Consider the following 19036-nt stretch of genomic DNA (forward strand, 5'->3'; position numbering starts at 1 on the left):
AGAGTGCCATGTCTGTCAACGCATTTCTTGCTAATAAAAAGAAGTATTCCTACCGCTGCATCATCCCGATCAAGCCTGAACACATCGACGCGTGGCTCAATCCAGACCCTGCGAACCTCGCGGCGCAGTACGCCATTCTCGATGATCGTAATAGGCCGTATTACGAGTACCGAATGGCAGCCTGAACCAGACCGCTGATATGTTGAAGACAGGTTGTTCCGAAGGAGTGTCGAATGGATACGTTTCTCGGTGCACCAGAAACAGCCGATGACTGGATGGGTACGGCATACGCGGACGATGCCGAAGGTGCCGTTGCATTGAGGCGATTGCTACACGATACCGGGCTGATTCCGCCTGAGCATATTGTGTTCGGCGTCGATCTTTGGCTTACCGATGACGGCGGTGGTAAGCCGAAACACAAAGCGCCGTATGTCGAAGTGTTCGTGCTCGACACCACGGGTTTCACGAACCCGGAATCGGCGGTCGCTCACGCGCTGAAGTCCGGGGATTTGCACCTCGGACATTTTTTCGTCGAACTAAAGCCCGAAGAGGTTTCCCACTTTTTCAGACGCTGTCGGATAAGTCTGGTGCCGCGGGAGATCTTTACCGCAGGCGCCTAGACTGGTTGCACTTCCGCCTAATCTATCGCCGCTTCGGATCAATCCGTCGAAGTGACTTTGACCGTCACAGTTCGATCGAAGCGATTGCTTCAACGTATTCAACGCCATTAAATTTCTCTTTGGTGGATAACACAGATGCGATCTTGCCACGTCACTCGTGGCTCAGCCTCTGGCGTCCCATCCCGGCTCATCCTCGGGCATCAGAGCCCGTCGGGACCGTTACGCGGCGATTCGACGAATTTGCGGCATGCTGCACATTGGGACCGTAAAATATTCACGGACATTATTTTGACGCAAAAAACTAAACTGACCTGCGAATGACACTCAATCTCCATGAAAATTGTTTGGCGCAGTTAGCCGCAACGCTGACACAAGCGCTCGGTCAGATCGAAGTCCGAAACCGAATGTTCTTAGGCTCAGGTGCATCGGATCGCCTTATCGGGCTCGACGCTATCTTGCCGCAGACAGGTAAAGTTCAGGAAGCGTTAAAAAAATACATCGGTGAATCGCCATTCGTCGACTTCGTGTCGGAAACTCTCTCCCGAGAGCTCTTTGAGCAACAGGTGTATGAAAGTGGCGAAGTCAAACCGCTGTCAGAAATCGAACCCTACGCAGATCTCGGCTCACTAGCATCCAGGCTAGTAACTGAGTTCAATTCGCTGCCTTGGCAATACACTGTCACAGCAGCGCTGCCCGCTGCGTTTAGCCGTCTATTCTGCGAGCATGTCGGGCAGTTCGATATCTCGGATACCATTTCGATCCGAAAAGGCGAATCCCTGAAAGATGAGTTTCCGTTAATTTCTGGAATTGCAAAACGGGATGAAGCCATCGCCGGCGGTGGTCTGCTCTCCAGTCAAACCCCAGCCGAATGGAAAAATGACACCGCATATCTACAGATAAGAATCGCTGGCTTCTGTGGCAAATACTCTGCTACCGAGCCGCAAAGGCAGGCAATCGATACGATCAGATCATTTTTTGGCATTTGCATTGCACAACGTCTAATGAAGCCCATCTGGACCTACAACTTGTACTCCACGCCTGAAAAATACTACGTACACAGGCATATAGATGGCAACTGGATCCCTCAGGAAGCGGAGAATCTGGAGACGCGTCACTCCGAGCTAATACGCTGTCTGGTCATGGACGACCTGAATGGCCATTCGGGCACAGACGAGAGTTTCGTGCGTCGCATTAAGATAGAACTCAACACTATGAGTGCGATCTACAGAAACGCAGAGCGCGCGAAGCACCTCATCCTTGCCGCACAATGGCTTCTCGACAGCTATTGCGGCAACGATGAGCTGCTCCAATTCGTCCAAGCCGCGGTCGTTGTTGAGATTCTTCTCGGCGATAAAGCCTCATCTGACCAGACCGGTTTGGGCGAGCTACTATCAAACCGCTGTGCTTACCTTATCGCGAAAACTCATACTCAAAGAGCAGAGATACTTGTTCAATTCCGCCAAATCTACGATATTCGGTCCAAGATTGTTCACCGCGGTAAAAGCCGACTTACAGTCTTTGAGCGAAGCCTACTTGGCAAGCTGCGGTGGCTGTGCTTTCGCATCATTCAAGAAGAAGCACAATTGATCGAAACGGACGAGAAAGAGGAATAGGCGTAAGAAGGCCGGCGGGGGTATTTCTGTAATGCATAGCCGGACACCGGGAACTACCCGTAAACGTATCCTTGGGCGGTCGTAGGATCGCCCGTCCTGGACGCAACAATTTGGGCTGCACAATCAACGGCGGAAACGAATATGTTCGAGAAGGTCGTCCTGAGACGGGCGGAAAACGGGAGTTTGGTGACGGTCGGCCAGATCGCAGAGGCGCTTCTCTACTATCAGGGCGTCCATCTTGTCCTTGACCCCGGCACGCTTGTGGGGCTTGCACACCAAATCGGTCTTCCGCGCCTAAAGACCCTTCTCGACCTTCCACAGGTGAGTGCGGTGTTTTGCGACGAGATTCTCGCCACGGTCACAAACAAAGTAGGGGTAACTGAGTTCTACGACTTCGCCGCGGTAACTATGTCCGGGCACGAAAAAGGCAAATTGGCGACACCATACGATCGAATCGCTTTACAACTAGAGCGCAAGGGATTCGCTCGCAAGGACGCGCGAAAGTTCTCGTTGTGGTTTATAGATCTGGTCGTCGCACGGAAGCTTTCGGGAAACCACTTTGTAAAGGGGGGTATCCCCGAGGCGGCTCGATCTGATCTCGGCGACGATGTGTATATGCAAACCGCAATTCGGCAGGCAATTCTCCACGCTGATGATCGGTATTTTGATGGCGACCGATCACTGAGTATTGAGCTTCTTCGGTTACCTAATGGGGTGTGCGCCTTCTCGGACATCGATTTTGGGGAAATTAACACGCATCGCAACGCTAAGGCGCCGCCTCAGGAGGCAGTGACGATCGCCAATCTTTTGACCACGATTCTTGAGGCGCGAGCAGATTTGGCAATGGCGTCTCACTATAGTGGTGACTTCGTGACTTCGGAGGTTGCCTCGTCTCTGATCCGTCTTCGATACGTCGAACTGCTTCAGAGCACAAAGGAGCACGCGGATTCCCAACAAAAGTTCGTCGATGTCAATCTTCCAGATGCACCCAGCTTAGCCGAATGCATAGACTCTGGAGAACGCTCATTCGATGAATTCCTGCAATTGCTGAGCAGCGCTAGCCGATTCAAGAACTGGATTACTTCAGTGAATATCGATGAGAATTTGGTCTCAGCATATATGAAAGCAATTTTGTCCGAGGACCAGGTCCAAGGCATAAAGGGAAAAACTCTTCGATATGCATTGACGACAGGGGCGGGCTTCATGAACCCAGTTGTCGGAGTGCTGACCAGCCTAGCGGATACATTTCTTATCGAAAAGCTACTAAGTGGATGGCGCCCGAACCACTTTGTAGCTAAGAAGCTTGATCCGTTTGTTCGCGTCTACTAAATGGATTAGCGGATAAACGATTGTCTCATGGCAATCTCACCTAGCATCACCGTAAGTGATGACCCGCCTGGGGATAACGACAGGCAAAGACCGCGCCACAAACGGACCTTCACCAAACGCAATTGAATCGTGGACAATCCATGCCTCTAAATTCCCGGAGCAGAGACGCGATGACCAATACTCGCAAAATCCTGGCGGCTACGGGGTTACTATGCGTTATTCTAATTTCCGGGGGGCACCGTGCGAAAGTCCTTCTATCCGACGAACGTCCCTGATCGGCCTGAAGCGCTGCGCGAGTCGGTATCCTACCCAAGGCATGGCAGCCGGACGATAACAATCGACACTGGGCATTCATCGTGGGAAATGGGGACGCAGTTTCATATCGTTAATTTTTGAAGGTTTTCCTATGCAAGCGCTGTTTCTGGGTGCAGGGGCGTCATTCGATTGTGGAATGCAGTTGGTTAGTGAGTTGACCGCAGAATTGAAAAGATGGCTTCCGAAAGAAAAGCTAGAGAGCTTTAATGCGTTATGGCGGGCACAGGGAGGGGGCTGGAGCGACGACTTGATTTCGATGCTTGTTTCGTTCCTGAGTAACAAAGATATGCATTATGAAAACATTATTGGTGCAGTCGAAGTTGCGTTTTCCCGTGAGAGGGATCAAGAGAAACGTCGAAATTTACACGCAATAAATGGATTCCTGCTCCAAGCAGTTCGTGGTCTTTTGATGGAGCGGCAAATAAAAAATCTCGCTTTTTCAGCCTGCGTCTTAGATGATTTTAGTGGAATCACCAAATTGGTCGAAGAGAATAAACCCTTATGGATATTTTCAATAAATCACGATCTCATAATAGAGTTGCTAGCCGGAAAATTCTCTATCCCAATAAGATCAGGTTTTAAAGAGGCTGTCGAAATAGAAATGGGAGCCGGTGATGGAGAATCAAAGAGTGTAAGTTTCGAGCGCCTACCTCGCGCTAGCATCGAGGCAAACGACTATCACTTCTTCAAGCCTGGCGAGGCAGGTATAAATCTTATAAAAATACATGGCGCGTTAGATATTTTTGCACAGGGTGACGAGTTAAGTTACGTTAAGATTGCTGCGAAAAATGGCGACCCTAGCTCGTATGCTCAGCAGCTCGCCTTAATAAGCTCAATCGATCTAGCGCTGGGGAAAAGGGATGGCGTTCGCGCGATAAATGAAAATATCTACATTGATTCCCATGGTGAAATACAATTTCTGCGGAATACGCTGCTTTCGGGGGCGCACAAATTTACACCACAGGCGCATCAACTTGCGCCACCTGAATTTATGGAACTGTTTCGCCGATATGTTAACTATGCATCGGAACTGATATGCATTGGTTATGGATTTGGCGATCGACACATTGACGAAACTTTGGTTGATTGGCTTTCGCTATCTGGAGATCGACAACTGAAAATCGTAAATCCTGGAATGTCCAACTGCCCGAGTAGGTTCGGACATCTTTGCAATCGAGTTTCTCTGGCTCAACACGGTGCTACCGAATACTTCCTAAACCTGAGGGGCGATTCAGGTACGTACACTCAGAAAGCCATGCGGGCGATTCGGACGAGAAAAAGGGTTCAGATGATGAATGAACTTCTCGGGAAGCACTAGCGTTACGCTTTCCTCCGTTAGCCCAAACAACCCTATCTCACTATGGCGACACACCTCTTAGGAAGTTGCTGCTACTGTTGCTTGAGTTCGGGCTGGTGTTGGCAATGATTTGTCACATACTCAAGCCAGGAATCGTACCAATACCAATGACCTGCTACCGATGTGCCGAAATGCTTTTTCAGGTCTTTCGCGTTTTCTTTCTTCCAGAGGGTAGTGTGGTCATGCATGGTAAAATTTTTAAAGCCTCTATCCTTTATTAGTTCGATTATTTGCGAAGGCAGATATTTCGTTTTTTCGGTTTCTTTGATCACAGCGTAATGCTGATTTACATCTTTCGCCAGATCAGAGTCAGATTTAATGAACTCAATGACTTTGTCTGCCTGTCCTTTCTTATTTACACTCTTAGGGACAAATAAGACGCGATAAGCGAATCTAGGATCATTAAAAACGTCTTCGGTTAGCTTGGCGTCAAATGCGTTTATATAGGCTCGGATATGAGCAGGCAGGCCTTTTGCATCGTCCAAGGTCTTTACCTGCTCGGTATCAATAGAGGAAAATTGCAGGCTGAACGATAAGTGTTTGTCAATGCCGTGTGCGTCGCCAAATAGTTTTTTGACCAGATCGTTGTAGTTGAGGCAACACGCCTGAAATCGAGCGCTCAGTTGTTCGTCAAGCCGCGTGGTCATTTGATGCTCGATTTCATGTCGCAGCCCAATTAGAAAGGCCAGGTTCGTCGCGCTGCTCTCTTCAACAGGTGAATCTCCAATTTTCAGGCACTGTGCGAGGTCCCAATACCTAAAAGCACCTTGACCTGTACGTTCGAAAATCCTACGTGCACCGGCAATTTTGTGATACCGGTATTCAACGCCTTTTTTCCGGTAGTGCGCATGAAGTAAATACGTCCATGCGATAACCATCAAAACAATAAACGTCTCAGACTTAAATGTGATCGACGGACTGTTAAAGATCTGAACTGCGGATAATGCTGCTTCGCGAGATTTTTTGATCAATTCATTTGCTATTGACCCAACCGTCCTTACCCGCTTGTTTGCTGCCTTTGCCAAGTTGGTCTCCTTGTAATTTTATAGCATGCTTTTCTCGCCATTGCCGAACGGTCATTGCGTGAGGGCTTCTCGCATTTCAGGGTTAATCAGCATTTCGAACAGTATATGCGATGCGGCGGAGAGAACTGCAACGCAGACGTTCAGATCGGAAAAAGTCAGCGGTACTAGTATCGCGGGCTTTTCGCGCGTGAGAAGGTACTAAGCGGGGGTAGATTAGCAAGCGAACGTCGCTGAATCACTCGACTGATACTTCGCTGCCGGACTACATGGGCGCGCCTCGGGTTATCTTTAGACGACGACACTACATCGTCAGATGCCAGTGCGGAGGGGTGCTTTCTAACGCGACGCGAAAGCCGAGACCAGTAGCAGTTGCCTTAAAGAACGCCTTCTCTTCGCTCGACATCGAGGTGCTATTGACATCAACGGTACGTCCCTCGCGATGTGTTGCGTGGGGGGGCGCCCATGTACTATGGAAGTCATAAAGGCCCCCATCGTGCAAACTCATATCATTAACGAACAGATTTTTGCCAAATTTCGCGTGAAATTGCGCACCCAGTTGCTGAATTTTCTGCACTAATGCCGGCAAACCGAAATGATTGCCGGGATGCTCAGGCATCCCTCCGGTCAATGTGAGACCGACGCCACCCGTGAGCGCGGTAAATCCCGGTATATGGACTCGGTTCTGGCCAGTAGTACTTCCCCCTTTCGAGGCGACGCCAGTGATCTCGATCGTTCCAGCGGCATCGGGGGCGGTGAAAACCACCGGTTCATTTTGGGGGTATTTCGTACCAAGAATGATCGAGGTACGACTCAGGGAACCGGTCGGGCCACCGGCGTGGATATGTCCTCCGCTATTCGGAACGCGATTCAACGAAAGCGTCATCGTCGCTCCGGCGGGGCCAGAGTAATACCACGTAATCTGGCTGCCGGGGCGGACATCCCCGACTGGGATTGATGCAAATGCCTCGCCTGTCTGGAGCGGGAAAACATCAGCGCCGAGCTGGTCCCTATTTGCGATAAGCATCTGGACCGGCGCTGTTGTCAAGACCTCGCCGCTGGGGGCGGGACTCTTCGCGGATTTAGCTTTTGCCACAGGTGCCTCCTTTTTATTTCACTTTAGCTCGCCGAGGTCGATTCATTCTTCATTCATGGGGAGCGGTGCATTTGGCGGGAGGCGAGCCCTTGCGAAGGACAATGGATACTATCGGTTCTCAAATTTGCGGCATAGATAGGTAACCGAAATGAGCATTTCGCGGCACAGCTATTCACGCATTGGTCAAACTAACTTTGACCGTCCTCAGTCCGACCGACGTTGTTGAAAAAGTCGCCGCGTGGAATTGCCGCGCCGCAGGCAAAAATTTCGAGCTTTCAGATCGGGCTACAAGCCACTCGTAAGCCTTGGTTAGGGGTAGACTAAACGACCCATGAAAATCTTGCGGAACGAATTGACACAGACTTTGCCAACAGCATCGACCCGAACATGACATTCGGGTGGCAAGCCTGTTGACACAAAACCGTCGGTCAGGTCGAGTTGCACCCTGCAAGTGCTTCAAAACACCACTATCTTGGTGAGATCTGCCATTTAAGCTTGTTGGCAGTCTGGCCAATCGCAATTTGCCAAAATCCTCGCCCCGTCAACAATGATCATCGCTGGGTTTACCTTCCAGTCTGTCTTAGATTTAGTAAAGAGCTTTTTCATTTCTTCCGTCATGAAGGATTCCGACAGCAAGATGGCTTTCAGTTCCTCTTTGGGCTCGAAAATGGAATCCTTTGTCGACCCATCTGTGTACACAACATGGAATGAAACTGTGGTGACTTTACCGCGCAACTGGTCCATATACTTCCTTGAGGTTGGTTGATAGGCGCTGCCGGGAATGTCGGGCAGTCCAAACAAACGTAGGAAAATGCTGTTCGTTTTTCAAGGACGAAATGGCACAAATGAGCGCTAGCGTACATACGGAAATCGACCGTGCAGTATGTTTCAGAATGGCGGCCGGAATATCTATTCTGTACCGCGACGTATATATTCGCACAATACAAAGAACTTCGAAGTGCCGGCGGCCCGTTGCGATTCTGTGACATAACTTACGGCGATTTGAACGCGTTCGTATTAATCATCAATCGCCTTGCTGCGGAGTTAGGTATGGAAGACTTCGCGAAGAATTTACCGGAAATCATTAAGGCAGCTGCGGCGAGTAACCTCGGGATAGTTGCCTTAATGTGTATCTTGTTTTCGTGCCTTGCCTATGGATTTTTTCGCAGATCGCACGATACATGGCGGTTTGCGGCGCTTCTACTGTTCTTCGCTGGCTGCGTGTCGTTCGGTTACTCAGTAATACGGTCCGCGAACGAGACACCGAGCCCGACGGGAGGGATCACGCTGTCTGCAGCTATCGATAAGTGGATCGCAGCGGCGGAGGTAGCGCGTTCAGCCCGCACTATTTCCCCAGGCACGACGCCCGCGACCTCCCTGATAGAAGCCCGCAATCAATTTGAGTATGCCTGGAAGCAATCGTCGCTCGCTGATCGAAAAAAACAGAATCCGGAGAAGGTTTCTAAATCCCTGTCGTACGTTAATCGAATGTATCGGATTGTAGAAGACGATAGTTCAACAAAGCCGAATGCGACATTCTGGGCCGATGAAGCCGTTCACTACTTTCAAGAGATTCAGAGCCCAAAGCTCTTGACAGAGGCACTGCTCGATAAAGCAGCCATCTTCCTTGAAATATCTCAACTGGGAAATAATGACAAACAACAGTTTGAGAATGTCGCGCGTGATGGCGATAAAATTATGACGCAAGCATATCAAACAGCCAATAGCGATCAACGCACGTCAGTATTGAGAATTTCATCGAGGTTTTATTACAATCTTGCCCGCCCCAGGAGCTTTCGATTATCCGATGAATGGGATAACAACTATTTGTTACTGGCCTACAATAAGGCCAAAGAAGCCTATGATACTGATCGTAACGATATAAAGAATGTAAATCAACTCACACGAACCGTAATCAAGGTCTCAAACAATCCTCCACAAGAAAACGATCGAGAATGGACCAAACGCCTGCGCGATGCGCAGCAGAGTCTAAAGACGGCATGGAAGGCGAATCAGGCGGGATTGACTTCACTCGACCAGCGTTTATCACCGTTAGACGTACTCGGTGTCTCGACCTTCGAGGCGATCGCCCGAGAATGGCGAGATCTTTCGGTTCAGGAAAAAAAGTCGCAATCGTCTATATATATAGCCGAATTGGAAACAGATTCGCTTACCCCTTTGCGTGAGGCTGTCGCTTTGCTTCAAAACTCCGAGCTCAGAAAATCGTATGGCTTCGACCTTTATTTTGATATAGCGCGAGCGCAGGCCGTAGAAACCGCTATTCTCCGCGAGAACTCCTCGCATCAAGAAACGAAGGAGCTTGAGGAATTAAAAGTGAATTTACGGACCGCTCGGGAGAATGCCAAGACCTCACAGCTAGACGCAGCGATCAAGGGGCTCGATAACGAGATCACATTTCGTTTACTTACCCCGAATGAGCGACAGGTGCTTCGCAAAATTCTCACCACAGGCGGCCCTAATTGATCCCTGCGAAGGACAACGTATTTCCGTCCCTCGTGTCTATTGGTTTCATGACGACGCGGAACTCCGTTTTCAGATGTGAGCCGACCCGCAGAAGAAACTCGTCACTCCCCTCGACATCTACGAGGCGGTCCCCGGAAGCCAACATACCCACCAGCAGCCGTGAAGATCAACCATGCGGGCACGGAGGCTTCCGCAACGGTGACCACTCAAGTGCGGAACGACGGGAAAAACTCCGCGCTCAAGGCCCGCATCATCGCCGACGTCGTTACGCGGTAGCGGGTGCCTACAGAGGCTTCATGAACAAGGGGGCGCGGCGATCGACACCATCCAGTTCACCAGCGCCTCCCGTGTTACCTCGAAACATCGATAGCGCAGGAGGGAACGGTGGGCTGTGTCTGGGTCAGACACAATGTCCATATGTCGCTGCGCTGAAAACTCGCCCAGATCGAACTTACCCGCATGAAAGTGGGACGACCTGATGTCACTATGCAGGTAATCCAGCATCTTCGGGTCTGCCGCGGCTTGGGGTGAATACTTCCGCATGAATTCGCTAAAGCCATTGCAGTCCGGCTCCGTTTGCTGCAGGGCGTCGATTGACGCAACACGATAAGCTAGTGCAGCAGAGGGAAAACGTTGAAATAGCGACAGGCCAATCTGATACATCCTCGCAGCACCATCGAACGCGTCTTTCACTGGTTCTGCCAAACCGTCAAGTCCTCTCAGAATCCTTCTGGCCTCGGGAGGCATTTTCAGCGTACCTGTGGTGCGGCCGTATGTTGCGATCGCCGATCCCCAGGCGCCCGCGCCGCAAATGTTTCCTTTGCCCGGCATGGAGGTTGGCACGGGTACATTGAAGACGCCCCGACTAAACCTTTCACTTCGCGATCCCTCAGGAAGGAGAACCCAGACTTGTTCACCGGTATATTCATATAGATCGACGTCCAGCAAGAGCGAAAAGCGAGCCGCCAAGCGCCGAGAGAACTCAGAGGCCAAGTAGCTAGCATCTCGTTCGTCAATCGAATCAACCTCGAAGTCCAAGGCAACGACGCGTTCAGCATTGAGCAGGGCGGGAAAGGGATCGTCCAACATGGCGGGAGCCAGCCGCACACCGCGGAACCAATACTCGCCATCCAGTTGAGGACCGATGTAATACAAGATTTGGCGCCTAACCGTTCGAGTGCGGCGCTCGTTGAATGCAGACAGTAGTGCCGAATTCACAATATCCTGAGCAGCGTTCTCCCAGTCCACCACAGGCCCATAAATGGCCTCGCCTATCGGGGATACCTCAACACTGATCAGCTCTCCGGTCGACGATGTGTCGAATACCCATTGCAGTTCGAGCTGGCCGAAGTTTTCGCCGAATACTGTATGTACCGTAGTGCTGAAAGATCCGTCTGCTGTGACTCCAAGCGCCGCTTGGGAGCGCACCGCTCGCTTGGCGAACTCGCTGTTCAGGTATGCGAGAAAAAGTTGCTGCTTCGGCCCATTAGCGATTGACAGAGAACGTTTCATACCGCATCCGTGTGTGGAAATACAGCGAGCAGAAAGAATATCACCTGCCCGAACTCAGCTACGAACTGCGTCCGTGTGTGAAGGTCCGGTGTTAGGTTGAACCGACGTTCGAGCGTCCTCGTGAGAGCGCCGGTCAAAGGACGAAGGTGGCCGATTTACGCCGAACGAGATATTGCTGCGAGGATGTCGAGCCGAGGGCTGCTTTGGCTGTTAACTGTGTCAATAGCGGTATCGCAGGGTCATTAGGGAAGGAGTTCGCTTGTGCGATCGAGCGAATCTGGTTTGCTACAGAATTTCTATAGCAAGGTGGGAGAGGTAGGCGGGGCGGGGCTTGGGCATCTCATTCCACCCCCTGAACTACGGGGCGCCCGTCAACGGGTCTCTCGACGGCAATGAGTAGAGACGGCTACCGTCGCGACCTTCGTAACACCGATGATATGCCTCTCCTATGAGTTGGGCCACGCGAGTTGAGTAAAGTCAATCAGCGTTGATTAGAGTTGAGTTAATCCAGTATTCGGTCTTGCAGGTCTTTCAATATCAGTTCGCGCACGTACTGCGCGCCGGTCAACCGCAGATATGCTGCACGGAGCTTCACTCGCTCATGGAAATCCGGGGTGAGATCCAGATTTAGGCGCACGGGCTTTAATGGGCGCGGCTGCTGCTGTGAACGGACCATTCCGGCATCGTTGGAAAAATCTTCGGGGCTGGCCGGGCGAAGCTCTGGCCTGGCCGTGTGCGGTTGAAGCTTGAATTTGCTGGTCATGTGAATCCTGTCAACTGAGGTCGAAAAATTCCTGTGCGAGAAGCTGGATCTCCGCGCGTGCCTGGCTGTTGTCGAGCTCGGTGACGCCCTTTCCAGCCAAGAGGGCATCGCGATAGACCTTGCGGTCCCGGATGATCGTGTCAGCGAGTTCAAGGTGGTCAAACTGGGCCAGTAGGTTCCGTGCGTCCTCGACTTCACGAATCAACGGGTTGGATGGAGCGATGGAAAGGACCGCTACTGCCTTCAGTTTCGGATTCAGTCCGCGCGCCAGGCCGATCAGCTCGTTGACCTTCGAGAATGTCTCCAGATCCGCCTGACTGGCCTTGGTTGGCACGAGCAGCAGATTCGCGACGGCCATCGCGGACCGCATTTCGCGCGAATCGCGGCCGCCTGCATCGACCACGACCACCTGATACCGTCGCGCGAGGTCACGCAGCGTCGAGGCAATCTCGCCGGAACGCTGAACGCACGGCACAGCCGGCGTGATACCAACCTCATCGCGCCGCTCGACAAACCGGGCCGCCGTCGCCTGGCCGTCGGTATCGAGCAACACGATGTCCACGCCCTGATGGGCCAAGTGAACGGCCAAATTTGTGGCAAGCGTCGACTTACCAACGCCCCCTTTCTCTGCGGCGATCAATAGGATCATCGCTTCGCTCCCTGATGAGGTGAGTAACTTCACGTGGAACTACTTGGAGTTGCGCCGAGTGGCTTGGAGTTAAGTTACTCACCGTCGAGTCGTGCCGCTCCGAGCTTTGCCCGGCGACTCTGAGTTGAGTTACGTTGAGCGCATCCTATGCGGCCGAGCCCGCAGCCGTACATGGTGTTGTGTGCAAGTTAGGTTTTTCAGTCGGGCCAGGGCGGACACCCGTGCATTAGCCAAGCTTTCTCGCCAGGTCAGTCGCACGCGGGTGGTAGTAGCGCTTCAGCATCTGTACGGTCTTGTGTCCGGTCACGGCTGATAGCTCCAGAATGTTGTCGAGGCGCTCAGCTATTCGCGACGTCGCTTCGTGCCGCAGATCGTGGAAATGCAAGTTTGCGATCCCGGCACGCTCGCAGGCGCGGGTGAATGCCTTTTTGAGGGCTTCCCCGGTGATCGGGAACACTTGTCCGTCAGGCTCGCGTGGCAGGGCCGCCAGTGTGGCCGCAGCTCGTGTCGAGAGCGGAACGTCACGCGGCTCTCCGTTCTTGCTGTCGTGCAGCCGGACAAATCGTTCGTCGAGGTACACATCAGGCCAATGCAGGGAGAGAATCTCGCTGCGGCGCATGGCCGTTTCGATCGCGAAGACCACGACGGGCAGCACACATTTGTTGCGGCAGCCGCCGGGCTCGAAGCGCCTGTTCTCGTCACGTCGGCTGGGGGCGAGCTCGGAAAGCAGGCGGTTTTCTTCGTCATTGAATAGACGACGTGTGCGTGCCCGATTTTCTTTGGGGCGACGGATCTCCGATACAGGGTTGGCTTTGATGGGAATAGCCCATTCTTTGCGGGCAATAGTAAGCACGTGGCCGATCAGAGTCAGCTCACGGTTGACCGTGGATCCGCTCACCTGACGCAGCCGGCTGTCGCGGTATTCGGCCATGACTTTGCTTGTCAGCGCCGCAACCTTGTACTCGGCCAGCGATTCCGTGCGCAGTTTGCGGATGCGTAGGATTTCTCCCGCACCGCCTTTTTTGTGCGGCGAGACTTCTTCGGCATAACGCTTCAGGAGATCGCCGAAGCTGTTGAGCTCGGCCTCGATTCGGTCGACGAAGATGCCGCGGTCCATCTCGCATTCAATGTTCCGAGCCCAAGCCTCGGCTTCGGCTCGGGTGTCGAAACTGCGATTCTGCTGGGGGTAACCCTGCCGCCTGATGTATGCGCGCCAGTAGTTGCCGCGTTTCCAGATGCCCGCCATTTGATGCTCCAGACGATGTTGGTTGCTTTTGTGTCTGGGGCTATTTTCGACTGCGCCGCTTTTGCGCCAAATGGCGTTGTGCGCGAGTTAGGCTCTGCTGCCAGAAAAGAAAAAGGCCCTCAAGCAATTGCCTGAGGGCCTTTTTCAACGCGATGCAAACTCAACCGCGAAATCCTGGTGGGTGGTACAGGGATTGAACCTGTGACCCCTGCCGTGTGAAGGCAGTGCTCTACCGCTGAGCTAACCACCCGAAGAGCTTTGGATTATGTCAGAGCTTGGCCGTTTCGTAAAGCGAATATTTGAGTGCTTCAATAATCTGATCGCCTGAATCAGGACGCCGCCGGCACCTCGGCAGCGATCGCCATCTCGATCCGCCACACGCTCGTTCCCTTAACCGCCTTGTCGAGATCGTCAAGAACGGCGAGATGCGCGCTCAACTCTTCCGCCGATGCCACCAGCACTGGCAACTGCAGATCATCAAGCGCGATACGCGGTGCATGGCCCTTGCCGGCCGCTGGCGTTTCGCCGAGCATGTCGATCACCAGGCTTTCCTGGCCGCGCGTCATCGCCAAATAGACTTCTGCAAGGAGCTCAGAGTCGAGCAGGGCGCCATGCAGCGTCCGATGCGCATTGCTGACATCAAAGCGATCGCACAAGGCATCGAGTGAATTGCGCTTGCCGGGGAACATCTGCTTCGCCTGCACAAGCGTGTCGATCACGCCGCCGCACACTTCCTTCACGCAAGGCATGCCAACCAGACCGAACTCGACGTCCATGAAACCGACGTCGAACGGCGCGTTGTGGATGATCAGCTCCGCATCCGCGATGAAGTCGCGCAACTCGGCGGCGATATCGGCGAACTTGGGTTTGTCGCTGAGAAATTCCGTGGTCAGGCCGTGCACCGCGAGCGCGCCCGGATCGCTGTCACGTCCCGGATTCACGTAGAAGTGCAGGTTATTGCCGGTGAGCCGTCGATTAATCAGCTCGACGCAGCCGATTTCGATAATGCGGTCGCCCGTGCGGGCGTTGAGGCCGGTGGTTTCGGTATCGAGTACGAGTTGGCGCATAGAGATAAGTAATTAGCCTTCGGCGAGTGAAGTCACGCCGCGATTCGCGAGCGCATCGGCGCGTTCGTTTTCCGGATGGCCCGAATGGCCTTTCACCCAGCGCCATTCGATCTGATGCTGACCGACAAGTGCATCGAGCCGCTTCCAGAGATCCGCGTTCTTGACCGGCGTTTTCGCCGCCGTCATCCAGTTCTTCTTCTTCCAGCCGTGAATCCATTCGCTGATGCCCTTCTGGACATATTGCGAATCGGTGTGAATGACCACGCGACACGGCCGCTTGAGCGCCTCGAGCGCCGAAATCACGCCCATGAGCTCCATGCGGTTGTTGGTCGTCGGCGTTTCTCCGCCGAACAATTCCTTTTCCTGGTCGCCGAAGCGCAGCAGCGCGCCCCAGCCGCCAGGGCCGGGATTGCCTTTACAGGCGCCGTCGGTATAGATGTCGATTACTTTGTCTGTAGTGTCTAAGGTCATCAATGCTCGTTGCGTGTATGCGGCGCGGCGACCGGGGCGAGGCCCGGCGCGAGGGCGGGTTTTTTCAGCTTGCGCGGCCCGATCAGGCGCATGCCGCGCACACGCTTGATGGCCGTGATCATGTAGGCCGCGCCGAAGATCGGCCACCAGCGGTCACCGGCGGCTTCCATGAACTGATAGCGCGCCAGCCACTGCTCGGTGAGAAGAGGCGGACGATAGCAGCCGAAGCGTCCGCGTTCAAGGTCGAATCCGAGCAGCTTGATCCAGTCCTTGATCCGCGTGAACGCGATCATTTCGTGCGCGGAAGGGACGAACGGCTTGCCAGCAACCTTGCCGAGCGATTGCCGCGCCCCCCAGAGACTCAGCGAATTGAAGCCGAGAATGATCAACTGTCCTTCGGGCATGAGCACACGTTCGGCTTCTCTAAGCAACCGATGTGGATCGCTCGTGAATTCCAGCGTATGCGGCATGACCAGCAGATCGACGCTCTGCGCCTCGAACGGCAGATCGAGCAGATCGCACCACACGGCGCTGCGTCCCTCCGGCGCGTGCAGGCCACGGCTCGCCGATGGCAACGACGTCACGCCCGGCCGTGCGTCGGGCGAAACCGGCGGTGGCAGCGTAAACGGCGAGCTTGCGGCGCTCGCGGTATCGAGCACAAGGCCGCGATAGGGCATGCGATTTTCGCGCAACGCGTCGAGTCCGGGCAGGCCGAGCTGCAGCGCGTGATAGCCGAAAATATCCGATACCACGCGGTCGAGCTGTGCCTGTTCCCAGTCGAGCACGTAGCGGCCGGGCGCGGAAACCGTCCAGGCGGGCCAGTCTATAATCGTTCGCTCTGACATGTTCGGGTGAGTCGCCTTATGAAAACGCTTGAGTACGTGCCGGTTCCGGCGTTCGAAGACAACTACATCTGGCTGATATCCGACGGTCAAGATGCCGTCGTGGTCGATCCGGGCGACGCCGCGCCCGTCGAAGCGTATCTGACGAAACGCGGTTGGCGGCTGACCGCTATTTTACTCACGCACCACCATCACGACCACGTCGGCGGCGTCGCAAAACTGCTCGTTAGCCAATCGGCGGATGGGGAAATCCCGGTGATCGGCCCGGCTGGCGAGGCTATCGAGCATCTGACGCGGCGTGTGAAGCAGGGCGATCACGTTAGTATCGCGAGTCCGGCGCTGGAATGCTCGGTTATCGATGTGCCCGGACATACTGCCGGACACATCGCGTACTTCCAGCCGAACGACCCGCAAGGCACACCGCATCTTTTTTGCGGCGACACCCTGTTCGCGAGCGGCTGTGGCCGTCTTTTCGAAGGCACGCCGCAGCAAATGCTGAACTCGCTCGATGCGCTTGCCGCCCTTCCCGACGCCACGCTGGTTCACTGCGCACACGAATATACGCTGTCGAACATCCGTTTCGCGCGCGCAGCCGAGCCGGACAACGCGGCGCTGGCCGAATGGCAGAAGCAAGTGGAACAACTGCGCGCGCGCAACCAGCCGACCATTCCGACCACGCTCCTGCACGAACGCCAGGCGAATCCGTTCCTGCGCGTCGGTGAAAAAAACGTGCAAGCCACGCTCGCCGCGCAGTTCGAACGCCCGGTGCGCGACCGGCTCGATGCGTTCACGCTGATGCGCGGCTGGAAGGACAAATTTCGCTAACCCGTTCACGCCTGCGGTTATCTTCATCTGAAACGTGGAAAACCATTGCAGGCCTCGGATTATTTTATGTTTTTTGCGTTTATATTGACGTGGTGAATGCGGTTCCGTACTATCGGGTCCAAATTTCCAAGCACATTTTTTGGAATCCGAGACGTTCATGCGATTGATTTTTAGCGCGCTCCTCGTCCTGACATTGGCTGCATGTGCCAGCCAGGGACCGACAGCGACCAACTCCCTTTCTTCACTCCCTTCCGCCCAGAATCAGCAAGCCGTAGCAGACGCAATCCGCAAGAACGCCACCGCCAAGGAAACGATCAACGTCGACAAGACGTCCGTCGATTCGCTTTCCGGACCTGACGGCGATTTGTGGGCGCGTATCCGCCGCGGTTTCCAGATTCCCGACCTGCAAAGCGACCTCGTCGACATGCAGGTGAACTGGTACGCGCAGCGCCCGGATTACGTCGAACGTATGACCGGCCGCTCGCAAAAATACCTGTATCACATCGTCGAGGAACTCGAGCAGCGGCACATGCCGACTGAACTCGCGTTGCTGCCGTTCATTGAGTCGGCCTATAACCCGCAGGCGCTGTCGGTCGCGAAGGCCGCGGGCATGTGGCAGTTCGTGCCGGGCACGGGCCGCGACTACAACCTGAAGCAGAACATGTTTCAGGACGAGCGGCGCGATGTGCTGGCGTCGACCAGTGCGGCGCTCGACTATCTTTCGCGTCTCCACGACATGTTCGGCGACTGGCACCTGGCGCTCGCCGCGTACAACTGGGGCGAGGGCAGTGTGCAGCGCGCGATCGCGAAAAACGAGGCGCTGGGTTTGCCGACGGACTATCAAAGCCTGCGCATGCCGAACGAGACGCGCAATTACGTCCCGAAGCTGCAGGCGGTGAAGAACATCATTGCGAATCCGCAGATGTACGGGCTGGCGCTGCCGGATATCCCGAACCACCCCTATTTTGTGACGGTCACCACGTCGCGCGACATGGACGTGACGATGGCCGCCAAGCTTGCCGGCATGACGGTGGAGGAGTTCCGTTCGCTCAATCCATCGTTTGCGAAGCCGGTGATTCTCGGCGCGACGAGCCCGCAAATCCTGCTTCCCTTCGATAACGCCAGCGCCTTCCAGAAAAACCTGAAGTCATATTCGGGCGCGTTGTCGTCGTGGACGACCTATACGGTGAGCGAGCGTGCGACGCCTGCGGTTATCGCGCAGAAGATTGGTGTGGACGCGGATACGCTGATGTCGGTGAACCGCATTCCGGCCGGCATGCGGCTGAAGGCGGGCTCAACTATCGTGGTGCCGCGCAGCGATGACGACGACGAGGACATCAGCGCCGACGTCGCCGAAAGCGCGATGCTGGCCGTGGAGCCAGATGTCCCCGATACCCGCAAGATGCTGATCCGCGTTCGCCGCGCGCAATCGATGTCGACTTTCGCCGATCGCTACAATGTATCGGTAGGGCAGGTTAAAAGCTGGAACCGCACTCACCGGGATTCAGTTATGCCCGGTCAGTTGATCGTGCTGCACGTCCCGGTTGGGCGCTCGGTCCCGGCCGAACCCGGCCCGGTGCGCGTGGAAACGGTGGCCGCGTCAAGCCGGAACAAAGGTGGCGTGACGAAGATCGGCACGCACGTGCCGGAATCGAAGAGCACGGCTGCGCGCGGCGGCAAAACGAGCGCGCCGGTCAAGGTGAGGCGGGTGGCCGAAAAATCCAGCGCGCCGTCCAAATCGGTTGCGGTAAAACCCGCAGCGGTATCGAAAACCACGCAATCGACCAAGTCGGCAGACAAGAAGAAACAATAACCTGTCCGCGCG

The 19036-nt window shown here is 54.4% G+C and carries 17 protein-coding genes, 1 tRNA gene and 1 pseudogene; 8 read left to right on the forward strand and 11 right to left on the reverse strand.

What is annotated here, in order from left to right:
* The 5 genes and pseudogenes from M0D69_RS31075 to M0D69_RS31095 all read left to right on the forward strand — a co-directional run.
* Positions 1 to 185, forward strand: a pseudogene (locus M0D69_RS31075) (hypothetical protein); the annotation flags it as partial.
* A 48-nt stretch (positions 186 to 233) separates the two neighbouring features.
* A complete protein-coding gene (locus M0D69_RS31080; RefSeq protein ID WP_301785689.1) occupies positions 234 to 620 on the forward strand; it encodes a hypothetical protein in 387 nt (128 codons plus the stop codon).
* A gap of 317 nt (positions 621 to 937) precedes the next feature.
* Positions 938 to 2233 carry a HEPN domain-containing protein gene (locus M0D69_RS31085; protein ID WP_301785690.1) on the forward strand — a complete coding sequence of 432 codons (1296 nt, stop codon included), beginning with the start codon at positions 938 to 940 and terminating at the stop codon, positions 2231 to 2233.
* Positions 2234 to 2374: 141 nt separating this feature from the next.
* On the forward strand, positions 2375 to 3562 hold the full coding sequence (locus M0D69_RS31090) for a hypothetical protein (protein WP_301785691.1): 1188 nt from the start codon (positions 2375 to 2377) through the stop codon (positions 3560 to 3562).
* A gap of 406 nt (positions 3563 to 3968) precedes the next feature.
* Positions 3969 to 5195, forward strand: a complete 1227-nt coding sequence (locus tag M0D69_RS31095; protein WP_301785692.1) for a hypothetical protein — start codon at positions 3969 to 3971, stop codon at positions 5193 to 5195.
* Positions 5196 to 5266: 71 nt separating this feature from the next.
* Here the strand turns inward: M0D69_RS31095 and M0D69_RS31100 are convergent, their stop codons facing one another.
* The 3 genes from M0D69_RS31100 to M0D69_RS31110 form a co-directional block, all read right to left on the reverse strand.
* The gene (locus M0D69_RS31100) at positions 5267 to 6259 is read right to left on the reverse strand and encodes a DUF3644 domain-containing protein (RefSeq protein ID WP_301785693.1); all 993 of its coding nucleotides are present in this window, start codon (positions 6257 to 6259) and stop codon (positions 5267 to 5269) included.
* 301 nt (positions 6260 to 6560) lie between these two features.
* Entirely contained in the window at positions 6561 to 7352 is a 792-nt protein-coding gene (locus M0D69_RS31105; protein ID WP_301785694.1) for a penicillin-insensitive murein endopeptidase, read from the reverse strand.
* A gap of 489 nt (positions 7353 to 7841) precedes the next feature.
* The gene (locus M0D69_RS31110) at positions 7842 to 8096 is read right to left on the reverse strand and encodes a hypothetical protein (protein WP_301785695.1); all 255 of its coding nucleotides are present in this window, start codon (positions 8094 to 8096) and stop codon (positions 7842 to 7844) included.
* Positions 8097 to 8402: 306 nt separating this feature from the next.
* Between M0D69_RS31110 and M0D69_RS31115 the strand changes: the two genes are divergently transcribed.
* Entirely contained in the window at positions 8403 to 9836 is a 1434-nt protein-coding gene (locus tag M0D69_RS31115; protein WP_301785696.1) for a hypothetical protein, read from the forward strand.
* A gap of 294 nt (positions 9837 to 10130) precedes the next feature.
* Here the strand turns inward: M0D69_RS31115 and M0D69_RS31120 are convergent, their stop codons facing one another.
* From M0D69_RS31120 to M0D69_RS31155, 8 genes are all read right to left on the reverse strand, one after another.
* Entirely contained in the window at positions 10131 to 11348 is a 1218-nt protein-coding gene (locus M0D69_RS31120; RefSeq protein WP_301785697.1) for a hypothetical protein, read from the reverse strand.
* A 502-nt stretch (positions 11349 to 11850) separates the two neighbouring features.
* Positions 11851 to 12111: a hypothetical protein gene (locus M0D69_RS31125; protein ID WP_301785698.1), complete on the reverse strand. Its 261-nt coding sequence runs from the start codon at positions 12109 to 12111 to the stop codon at positions 11851 to 11853.
* A 10-nt stretch (positions 12112 to 12121) separates the two neighbouring features.
* A complete protein-coding gene (locus M0D69_RS31130) occupies positions 12122 to 12760 on the reverse strand; it encodes a division plane positioning ATPase MipZ (protein WP_301785699.1) in 639 nt (212 codons plus the stop codon).
* A gap of 226 nt (positions 12761 to 12986) precedes the next feature.
* Positions 12987 to 14006 carry a site-specific integrase gene (locus M0D69_RS31135; protein WP_301785700.1) on the reverse strand — a complete coding sequence of 340 codons (1020 nt, stop codon included), beginning with the start codon at positions 14004 to 14006 and terminating at the stop codon, positions 12987 to 12989.
* 175 nt (positions 14007 to 14181) lie between these two features.
* Positions 14182 to 14256, reverse strand: a tRNA-Val gene (locus M0D69_RS31140).
* Between the two features lie 79 nt (positions 14257 to 14335).
* Positions 14336 to 15073 (reverse strand): DNA polymerase III subunit epsilon, encoded by a 738-nt coding sequence (gene dnaQ / locus M0D69_RS31145; protein WP_301785701.1) that lies wholly within the window; start codon positions 15071 to 15073, stop codon positions 14336 to 14338.
* Positions 15074 to 15085: 12 nt separating this feature from the next.
* A complete protein-coding gene (gene rnhA, locus M0D69_RS31150; protein ID WP_062084660.1) occupies positions 15086 to 15544 on the reverse strand; it encodes a ribonuclease HI in 459 nt (152 codons plus the stop codon).
* Positions 15544 to 16389, reverse strand: a complete 846-nt coding sequence (locus M0D69_RS31155; protein WP_047844696.1) for a class I SAM-dependent methyltransferase — start codon at positions 16387 to 16389, stop codon at positions 15544 to 15546. The genes rnhA and M0D69_RS31155 overlap by 1 nt, the downstream gene beginning before the upstream one ends.
* Positions 16390 to 16407: 18 nt before the next feature.
* Between M0D69_RS31155 and gloB the strand changes: the two genes are divergently transcribed.
* Together gloB and M0D69_RS31165 are read left to right on the forward strand one after the other, a co-directional pair.
* Complete coding sequence (gene gloB, locus M0D69_RS31160) at positions 16408 to 17211, forward strand: hydroxyacylglutathione hydrolase (RefSeq protein WP_301785702.1); 804 nt, start codon at positions 16408 to 16410, stop codon at positions 17209 to 17211.
* Between the two features lie 157 nt (positions 17212 to 17368).
* A complete protein-coding gene (locus tag M0D69_RS31165) occupies positions 17369 to 19024 on the forward strand; it encodes a transglycosylase SLT domain-containing protein (RefSeq protein WP_301785703.1) in 1656 nt (551 codons plus the stop codon).
* The last annotated feature ends 12 nt before the right edge of the window (positions 19025 to 19036 follow it).

The organism is Caballeronia sp. SEWSISQ10-4 2 (assembly GCF_030464885.1).
Classification (GTDB): Bacteria; Pseudomonadota; Gammaproteobacteria; order Burkholderiales; family Burkholderiaceae; genus Caballeronia.

Excerpts from the sequence above, each read along its gene's own strand:
- M0D69_RS31130 (WP_301785699.1), bottom strand. The coding sequence starts at position 12,760 with ATGATCCTATTGATCGCCGCAGAGAAAGGGGGCGTTGGTAAGTCGACG.
- M0D69_RS31110 (WP_301785695.1), bottom strand. The coding sequence starts at position 8,096 with ATGGACCAGTTGCGCGGTAAAGTCACCACAGTTTCATTCCATGTTGTG.
- M0D69_RS31085 (WP_301785690.1), top strand. The coding sequence starts at position 938 with ATGACACTCAATCTCCATGAAAATTGTTTGGCGCAGTTAGCCGCAACG.
- M0D69_RS31080 (WP_301785689.1), top strand. The coding sequence starts at position 234 with ATGGATACGTTTCTCGGTGCACCAGAAACAGCCGATGACTGGATGGGT.
- M0D69_RS31125 (WP_301785698.1), bottom strand. The coding sequence starts at position 12,111 with ATGACCAGCAAATTCAAGCTTCAACCGCACACGGCCAGGCCAGAGCTT.
- gloB (WP_301785702.1), top strand. The coding sequence starts at position 16,408 with ATGAAAACGCTTGAGTACGTGCCGGTTCCGGCGTTCGAAGACAACTAC.
- M0D69_RS31095 (WP_301785692.1), top strand. The coding sequence starts at position 3,969 with ATGCAAGCGCTGTTTCTGGGTGCAGGGGCGTCATTCGATTGTGGAATG.
- M0D69_RS31135 (WP_301785700.1), bottom strand. The coding sequence starts at position 14,006 with ATGGCGGGCATCTGGAAACGCGGCAACTACTGGCGCGCATACATCAGG.
- M0D69_RS31115 (WP_301785696.1), top strand. The coding sequence starts at position 8,403 with ATGGAAGACTTCGCGAAGAATTTACCGGAAATCATTAAGGCAGCTGCG.
- dnaQ (WP_301785701.1), bottom strand. The coding sequence starts at position 15,073 with ATGCGCCAACTCGTACTCGATACCGAAACCACCGGCCTCAACGCCCGC.
- M0D69_RS31155 (WP_047844696.1), bottom strand. The coding sequence starts at position 16,389 with ATGTCAGAGCGAACGATTATAGACTGGCCCGCCTGGACGGTTTCCGCG.
- M0D69_RS31090 (WP_301785691.1), top strand. The coding sequence starts at position 2,375 with ATGTTCGAGAAGGTCGTCCTGAGACGGGCGGAAAACGGGAGTTTGGTG.
- M0D69_RS31165 (WP_301785703.1), top strand. The coding sequence starts at position 17,369 with ATGCGATTGATTTTTAGCGCGCTCCTCGTCCTGACATTGGCTGCATGT.
- rnhA (WP_062084660.1), bottom strand. The coding sequence starts at position 15,544 with ATGACCTTAGACACTACAGACAAAGTAATCGACATCTATACCGACGGC.
- M0D69_RS31120 (WP_301785697.1), bottom strand. The coding sequence starts at position 11,348 with ATGAAACGTTCTCTGTCAATCGCTAATGGGCCGAAGCAGCAACTTTTT.